Below are 7,771 nucleotides of genomic sequence, written 5' to 3' on the forward strand. Positions count from 1 at the left end.
GCTAATTTTAGCCTCCGCTTTTTCACTCTGCCCCGCTTCATGCCCGACCTCCACGGCATCACCGTTCATCCCGACTGCCGCCACTTTCGCGGTGATTTGCCCTGCCGCCCCAACAAAGAGCACGGCTACCAGTGCGGCGGTTGCCCGGTGTACGCCCCGGTGCAGCAGCGCCTGCTCATCATCAAGCTCGGCGCCATCGGCGACGTGATTCGCACTACCCCGCTGCTGCGCCGCCTGCGCCAGGAGTTTCCGCAGTGCTACATCACCTGGCTCACCCACACGCCCGCCATTCTGCCCGCCCACGACGGCCCCGACGAGGTGCTCAAGTTTGAGCTGAGCAGCATTGTGCAGCTGCAGGGTCGGGAGTTTGACATCGTCTACAACCTCGACAAGGACAAGGAAGCCGGCGCGCTGCTGAACTCGATCAAGGCCCGGCAGAAGTTCGGCTACGCCCTGCGCCCCTACGACGGCGTGGTGTGGCCCCAGAACGAGCTGGCCGAGCACAAGTACCTCACTGGTGTATTCGACGAGCTGAGCCTGCAAAACCAGAAGCCCTACGTGCAGGAAATCTTCGAGCTCTGCGGCTTCGAGTTCCGCGGCGAGGAGTACGTGTTCGACACCCACGCCGACAAGGGCTACCGCTGGCCCCTGCTGCCCCCGGCTGGCCGCCGCGTGGGCCTCAACACCGGCTGCGGCGACCGGTGGACCACCCGCCTCTGGTCCGACGAGAAGTGGATTGCGCTGATTCAGCAACTGCGCGCGGCCGGCTACCAGCCCGTGCTGCTCGGCGGCCAAGCCGAGGATGAGCGCAACCAGCGCCTGCACGCGGCCACCGGCGCCACCTACCCCGGCTACTTCTCGCTGCCCCAGTTCATCAACCTGCTCGATCAGATGGACCTCATCGTGACGCAGGTGACCATGGCCATGCACATCAGCATTGCCCTGCGCAAGCCCACGGTGCTGATGAACAACATCTTCAACCCCTACGAATTCGACCTCTACGGCCGCGGCCAGATCGTGCAGCCCGACCGCCCCTGCGTGTGCTTCTACCGCGGCAGCTGCCGCTTGGGCACCAGCTGCATGGAAGAGCTGCCGGCCGACAAAGTCTTCCGGGCGGTGCAGGAAAGCCTGCCGACCTAATGCCCCGGCCCGACGGCAACACCCGGGCCCTGCTCGGCGGCCTGCTGCTAGCGCTGCTGGTTGTGGGCATGTGCTTCACGGCCTACCCGCCCGGCAGCGCCGAGTACGACGAAACCAACGGCCACATTCACGCCGTGGTGGGCTACCACCCCGTATCCAAGATTCGCACGGCCGGCTACGTTATCTGGCACGTACTGCGGCTGGCCCTGCTGCCGCTGCTGATTTACGGGCTGGCCCGACGTCAGCAGCGGCGCACCGACCGCCGGGTCCGCGTAGCTTGGCTGCTGTGGTTACTCTGGCCGCTGCTGCTGGCCGGCTGGCTGTTCGTGGTCGATTGGTACCCGCCCGCCAACATTGACTGAGGTTGCCGGCCAGCCGCATGACACCTCACTCCAAACCATCGGTTCCGGGCACATGGGACGTCCCATGTGCCCGGAACCGATGGTTTGGGGCCTCATGGGATTCCCTACATGGGCAAAAACCATTGTTTTTGGGCACGTAGAAACTCCCAAGTGCTCGAAATCGATGGTTTCCAGGCGCATGGAACGTCCCGTGCATGCAAAAACAATGGTTTCCGGGCACCAGGAACGTTCCTGGTGCCCGGAAACCATTGTTTTTGTGTAGCTAGGACTGACGACCAGGCTCCGCAGCGGCGTCAGACGGCCACGCTTAGAGCTTACCTTCCGGCTGAGCTACGGCCTTGAGCGCCTTCACCATTTCGCTCCACGAGAATTGCTGCTTGTAGTGGCGCGTACCGGCTTCGAACACGGCCTCTTTTTCAGGGTGCGTCGCGAAATCCAGTAGCGCGTCGGCAATGGCTTTGGGGGTGGGCTCCACCACGTAGCCCACTTCGCCGTCCGGAATAAGCTCCGCGAGGCCCCCCACGTCGGTTACCAGCATGGGGCGCTCGAAGTGGTAGGCAATCTGCGACACGCCGCTCTGAGTGGCGTGCTTGTAGGGCTGCACCACCATATCGGCGGCCGAGAAGTAGTCGGCCACCCGCTCGTTCGGGATGAAGTCGGTGGCGCGCACCAACCGGCTTTCCAGGTGGTGCGTGCGAATCAGTTCTTCGTAGAGCGCGGCGTCCTCGTAGAACTCGCCGGCAACAATGAGCTTCACCGGCAGCTGGCGCAGCCGCTCGTCGGCAAAGGCCTGCAGCAGCACGTCGAGGCCCTTGTAAGCCCGGATAAACCCGAAAAACAGCAGGTAGCGGAACTGCGGGTCGAGTCCCAGGCGGCGCAAGGCCTCGGCTTTGGGCACGATGGGACCGAAGTTGTCGTAGAGCGGATGCGCCTGGTAGCGGGCGGGCTGCTTGAGCCCCAGGCGGCGCAGATCGGCCAGCACGGCCCGGCTCATGGTCACGAAACCGTGGTTCTGGGGCAGGAAATAGCGCGTCAGCGGCCGGTCGCCGGGGCGCTTTTCGTGCGGAATGGCGTTGTCGGTGATGGTCACCAGGCGCGTGTGCCGGTTGCCGCGCACCAAGCGGGCAATGGTGCCCAGCGCGGGGCCCATAAACGGCAACCAGAAGCGGAAAATCACCAAATCGGGCCGTTCGCGGCGCAGCTGCCGCCCCACCCGCCACCAGCTCAGCGGGTTCACCGAGTTGATGCTGGCTTGGATGTCGAGGTCCGTGGGCGCCGGGTCGGTGCTGTACTGCGTGGTGCCCGGAAACAGAAACTCGGGGTACTGCAGGCTAAACGTGACGATGCGCGCCTCGTCACCGGCTTCGCGGAAGGCCCGCGCCAGCCGCTCGTTGTAAGTGGCCAGCCCGCCCCGCAGCGGGTACGCCGGCCCGATGATGACTACGCGCATGGGTGAATCGGTATGGAAGGGAAAACAAAACGTCATCCTGAGCTTGAGCGAAGGACCTTCCTCCTTGCCTGCACCGCCGGTTGAGTCTTGGCTAAGACTGTGACGTTGGTGCGGGGCTCGAGAAAGGTCCTTCGCTCAGGCTCAGGATGACAAATAAAGCGGTTAATCTAAATTCAGTCGCTCGCGCACCAAGTACTCGCGCTGCCCGTTCAGCTGCACCATTTCGGCCAGGAACCCAACCAGAAACAGCTGCACGCCGATAATCACCGCCACCAGCGCGAAGAAGAACAGCGGCTGGTCCGTTACCGAGCGGGCGCGCAGGTTGTGCATCGACAGCCAGAACTTCTCCCCCGTCAGCCACAGGGCAATGATGGTCCCGATGAAAAAGGCCAGCACGCCCATGGTACCGAAAAAGTGCATGGGCCGCCGCCGGAAACGGCTCACGAAGGTGATGCTCAGCAAGTCCAGAAAGCCGTAGACGAAGCGCTCCAAGCCGAACTTAGTCACGCCGTACTTGCGCTCCTGGTGCTGCACCACCTTCTCGCCGATGCGCCGAAACCCGGCCCACTTGGCAATGACGGGGATGTAGCGGTGCATCTCGCCGTACACCTCGATGCTCTTCACCACGCGGTGATTATAAGCTTTGAGGCCGCAGTTGAAGTCGTGCAGCTGAATGCCCGAAATCCAGCGCGTCACGCCGTTGAACAGCTTGGTCGGAATGGTTTTCGAGAGCGGGTCGAAGCGCTTTTTCTTCCAGCCGCTGATCAAATCGTACTGCTCCTCGGTGATGAGGCGGTAGAGCTCGGGCAATTCCTCGGGCGAATCCTGCAGGTCGGCGTCCATGGTGCACACCACCCGGCCGCGCGTGGCCCGGAAGCCCGTGTCCAGCGCCGCCGATTTGCCGTAGTTGCGGTTGAAGCGAATGCCGCGCAGGGCCGTATCCGTGGCCGCCAGCTCCTCGATGACTTCCCAGGAGTTGTCCGTTGAGCCGTCGTCGACCAAGATGACTTCGTACGTGAGCCCGCGGGCCTGCAGCACCCGCCGAATCCACTGCGTCAACTCCGGTAAGGATTCGGCCTCGTTGAGCAGCGGAATGACGATGGACAGCTCGACGGGAAATGATTTCGAAGCGGGGTTACTCAAACTCGGGGCGGTTACGCTTGGTGATGGCCGAAATAATCAGCGCGAGAAGAAGGGCAAACAGGGCCGTGCCCAGCACCGCAAACAAAATACCGATGGGCCCGGAGCCGCTAAACTTCTGCGCCATTTGCACGGCCTGATCAATCTGCTCGTCGCTCAACTTGCCCTCGGTTTCCAGCTTGGCGCGCATCGCGTTCATCGTGTTTTCCATGTACTGCGGATCGATGAACGTGATGTAGATGTAGCGGAAGATGCCGCTCAGCAGCCCGGTAACAGCTCCCAACACGGCGGCAATGCCCAGGCCTTGGCCGTAGGACATAAAGCCGGCGTTATGTTCCTTGTAATACCGATGGGCCAGCACAATGCCCCCGATCAGAATGAGGAACGTGATGATGCTCATGCCGGAGTTCTGCTCCATGCCCGTCATCATCAAAATGAAAGCGTAAATGATGCTGACAATGCCCGTGAGCACGCCGTAGCGCAGGCCGGCAGCGGTGGTGGTTACGGTGGAGGTAGTCGTGTTTTCCATGGGGTAGGCGTTGGGGTTGAGTGGAGTTGGAAGTTAGCGCCGTAAGAAAATAGCTCCGGGCACGGCAAGCAACAGCCCTAATATTAGCTTTTTGCTGAATTCATCCGTGGCCAAGCCCTGCGGCGTGGTAGCAATGCCGGCCAAGGTGCGCTCGTACTGCTCTTTGCCGCCTTTTTCTTTCAGAAACCGGGCCCGCTCGGCGCGCACCACCTGCTCCATCTCGCGGCGGTTGCGCTCAATGGCGCCGGGACCGGCCACGCGGGCCACCCCGTACATGCCCGTGCCCGCCAGCAATGCCGTCATGCCCACCGTCACCACGCCCACCAGCAGCTGCCGGCCCAGGTTGGCTAGGTCGCGGTGCCGTTGCCGCAGTTGCCACTCGGCCCATACCGCCGCCGCCGGCGACACAAAGAAGCTCATCAGCCGTTTCGGCCCGAAAGGGTTTTGGCCCGTGGCGTACAACAACACAATCCACCCCACGCAGATGATACCGGCAATGACGCCCACGCGCAACGCCGTCCGGATTACCGCTTGATTATTCATGTTCCCTACCGGCTTGCTTGCATACCGAAGCGGCAAGTTAGGCGTCTTTTTGCCAACGCCTAGCCCTCTGCTTATGCAGCTTGCGGCTCCAGTCGCTCCCGGCGCTGCCCAAAGCGCAGCACCAGTACTTCGCCCAGCAGGCACAGCAGCGCCCCCACCAGGCAATAGCGCCACAGCGGCGTCCCGTTGCGCTCCTCGGCCAGCTGCTGGGCGGCGCTCCGCTCCCCGCCCGCTTCGTACACGTGCACGTTGGGGTAAGCCGCGGTCAGTTGCCGCAGCTCCTCGGCCGAGTACTGCGCCAGTTCTGATTCTTTCTTATCGACATTGAAGGCCAGCGTCGTGAGCACCTTATCGTTCAGCGTCAGCTGGTAGTATCCCGGCTGGCGCATCGGCGCAGGCAGCTGCAGGTACAGCCGCCCGTTGCGCAGCTGCTGCGCCGGCACGTACGAGTTGCTGTCGTTGCGCAGCTTGTATACCTGCTCCGCGCCACTGGTTGGGGCCCCCAGCGGCCGCAGCACCACCGCCCGATTGGTCAGTCGATACGCCGGCAGCTGCTCGCTGGATTTGCTTAGTGTCGCCAACCGGTACATTACCGGCACGAACAGCGGGTGTTCGGCAAACGTGGAAAGACCAGCCTGCAAGGGCGAGGCAAATACGTATACCATGCCCTGCCCGCTGCGGAATCCGGATAAGAATGGTTGCCCATCCCGGAACTGCAGCACGTCGGTAGTAGACCGGCCCCAGCTGAGCACGGGCGTCGCGCGGGGCATGTCTGGCTGCCGGGTTTGCTGCGCAAACACATCCTTAAAGAACGGGTTCTGCTGATTGGGTACAGCCAGTTCCTGCGCCGTACTCCCGGTGGCCCAACGCATCGACGTCAGCCCCAACGACGCCCATAGCTGATCATACCCCGCCCGCAGACCAGCTGCCGAGGGTGGAATTACCACCAGCGTTCCGCCCCGTTCCACAAACTTGGCCGCCGCTGATTGCCAACCAGGCGTAAGCCTGCTGTTGCCTTGCACAATCAACAAGTCGGCTCCCTCGAGTGTCCCCGGACTACTTTCCGGCCGAAGAGGGCTATAAGCAAACACCGCTTCGTTGGGATACAGTTTTTGCGTAGCAGTTCCTCCGCTGCTCACATCCACTACGCGAATGCGCCCCGAGGGCTTTAGGGTGAAATAGTAAGTGTTGTCATACGTAACCGGCTGCTCCTCCAATTCAACCCGCCCAAACTGCGTCTGCGCCTCCGCGAGCCGAATACGCACGATATTCTCAACGGTATTGCCAGCCGCCACATTGCTGGTATAAGTTGCCACCTGCCGCGGGCCTATGAATACGCGCACCTGTACCTGAGTGGCTTCTTTAGCTCCGCCGTTACGCAGACGTATATGCAAGGGCAAATCCACCCCAGTGCGTACAAATTCTTCCGTTAAGAAAACGCTGTCCACGTAAGCATTTGCGGTTGCGCGCGTCGTCAAGGGCAGCAAAAATACCTCTCCAGCACTTCTAAGCCCCTGTATGTCGGCCGCGGCAAAGCTTGACTTTTGGAAATCAGAAGTGACAAACGTAGTCTGCTTGGCATTTCCACCCCGATTTTCCAACTGCCGCAATGTTGTCCGCACGCCAGCACTAGCAGCCGAAGGATTCAGCTGGCTGAGCTCTTCCACCAATTTATTAGCCGAAAGGCTGGCTTGCGGCGTACGGCCAGCCCATAACCGATACTGCGCCGTTTTGGGGAAAGCATGCACAATCCGCTGCATTTCATTCACGCTCTGCTCCAGCATCGGCTTGCCACTACCAGTTTCCACCGCCATACTAGGCGAATCATCCATTACCACATTCGCTTCGACATCCGCGTGTGTGCTTTGGTGGGGAGCAGGGATAAAAGGCTGACAAAACAACAATACCAACAATGTCAGAAAGCCCAGGCGCAACGCTAGTACCAACAAATGCTGCAGCCGACGCTGCTTGGCGGTCAATAGCTTTACTTCTCGGATAAACTCAACGTTGGTAAATAATACTCGCTGCGGCCTGCGCAGCTCAAACAGATGTAGTAGTACCGGTACTGCCAAAGACAACAGACCCAGCAAAAACCAAGGATGCGTTAGCGTCATAAACCTGTTCAGGATATCACCTGATACATCAAATAACGCGAAACCATAAGAAAAGACGCCCCTATCTCCTTCAAGAGACTAAATATCGCGGTGTGACATCGACCACTTATAACTCATCCCAAATGCTTCCTGTATCAGGAGTATGTGGTACGTCGATAGTCAACTAATACAGCGTATCCATTAGGCTCTTTCTCAAGCACAGCTAAACCAAAAATCTATTCCTTACCAACTCAAAACACTATTCCTGAAGTAGTTAATCGTCAACCCATGTCATGAGCTTATCTAGTTCGTTATGGCTTGACCGGAAAACGGTTTCATCAATAACCAATATTGTCTTCGTCTTCACCAGCGCGTTCAAACGTCCGTCGTTGGCGTGTACGCGGCGGGCGACACGACGCCGGCGGCGCAGCAGGCGTTGGTGGCGGCGGCGGAGGGGGCGCAGGCGGGCATCAGCTGCAACGAGCAGCTCACGCGCGAGGAGTGCGCCTGAGCC

At 60.6% G+C, this 7,771-nt stretch carries 7 protein-coding genes; 2 read left to right on the forward strand and 5 right to left on the reverse strand.

The annotated features are described in order from the left end of the window. Positions 1-39 precede the first annotated feature (39 nt). Together LJ737_RS24890 and LJ737_RS24895 are read left to right on the forward strand one after the other, a co-directional pair. Positions 40-1,140 (forward strand): glycosyltransferase family 9 protein, encoded by a 1,101-nt coding sequence (locus LJ737_RS24890; RefSeq protein WP_227769479.1) that lies wholly within the window; start codon positions 40-42, stop codon positions 1,138-1,140. Next, positions 1,140-1,502, forward strand: coding sequence for a hypothetical protein (locus LJ737_RS24895; protein WP_227769480.1), 363 nt, complete (start codon positions 1,140-1,142; stop codon positions 1,500-1,502). The genes LJ737_RS24890 and LJ737_RS24895 overlap by 1 nt, the downstream gene beginning before the upstream one ends. Before the next feature lie 307 nt (positions 1,503-1,809). Here the strand turns inward: LJ737_RS24895 and LJ737_RS24900 are convergent, their stop codons facing one another. The 5 genes from LJ737_RS24900 to LJ737_RS24920 form a co-directional block, all read right to left on the reverse strand. Next, on the reverse strand, positions 1,810-2,952 hold the full coding sequence (locus tag LJ737_RS24900; protein WP_227769481.1) for a glycosyltransferase: 1,143 nt from the start codon (positions 2,950-2,952) through the stop codon (positions 1,810-1,812). 162 nt (positions 2,953-3,114) lie between these two features. Further along, positions 3,115-4,095: a glycosyltransferase family 2 protein gene (locus LJ737_RS24905; protein ID WP_227769482.1), complete on the reverse strand. Its 981-nt coding sequence runs from the start codon at positions 4,093-4,095 to the stop codon at positions 3,115-3,117. After that, entirely contained in the window at positions 4,088-4,621 is a 534-nt protein-coding gene (locus LJ737_RS24910; RefSeq protein ID WP_227769483.1) for a DUF4199 domain-containing protein, read from the reverse strand. Before LJ737_RS24910 ends, LJ737_RS24905 begins: the two co-directional genes overlap by 8 nt. A gap of 33 nt (positions 4,622-4,654) precedes the next feature. Then, the gene (locus LJ737_RS24915; protein WP_227769484.1) at positions 4,655-5,164 is read right to left on the reverse strand and encodes a DUF4199 domain-containing protein; all 510 of its coding nucleotides are present in this window, start codon (positions 5,162-5,164) and stop codon (positions 4,655-4,657) included. A 71-nt stretch (positions 5,165-5,235) separates the two neighbouring features. Continuing rightward, positions 5,236-7,278 carry a BatA domain-containing protein gene (locus LJ737_RS24920; RefSeq protein ID WP_227769485.1) on the reverse strand — a complete coding sequence of 681 codons (2,043 nt, stop codon included), beginning with the start codon at positions 7,276-7,278 and terminating at the stop codon, positions 5,236-5,238. Positions 7,279-7,771: the final 493 nt, after the last annotated feature.

This window comes from Hymenobacter sp. 15J16-1T3B, from assembly GCF_020711235.1.
Classification (GTDB): domain Bacteria; phylum Bacteroidota; class Bacteroidia; order Cytophagales; family Hymenobacteraceae; genus Solirubrum.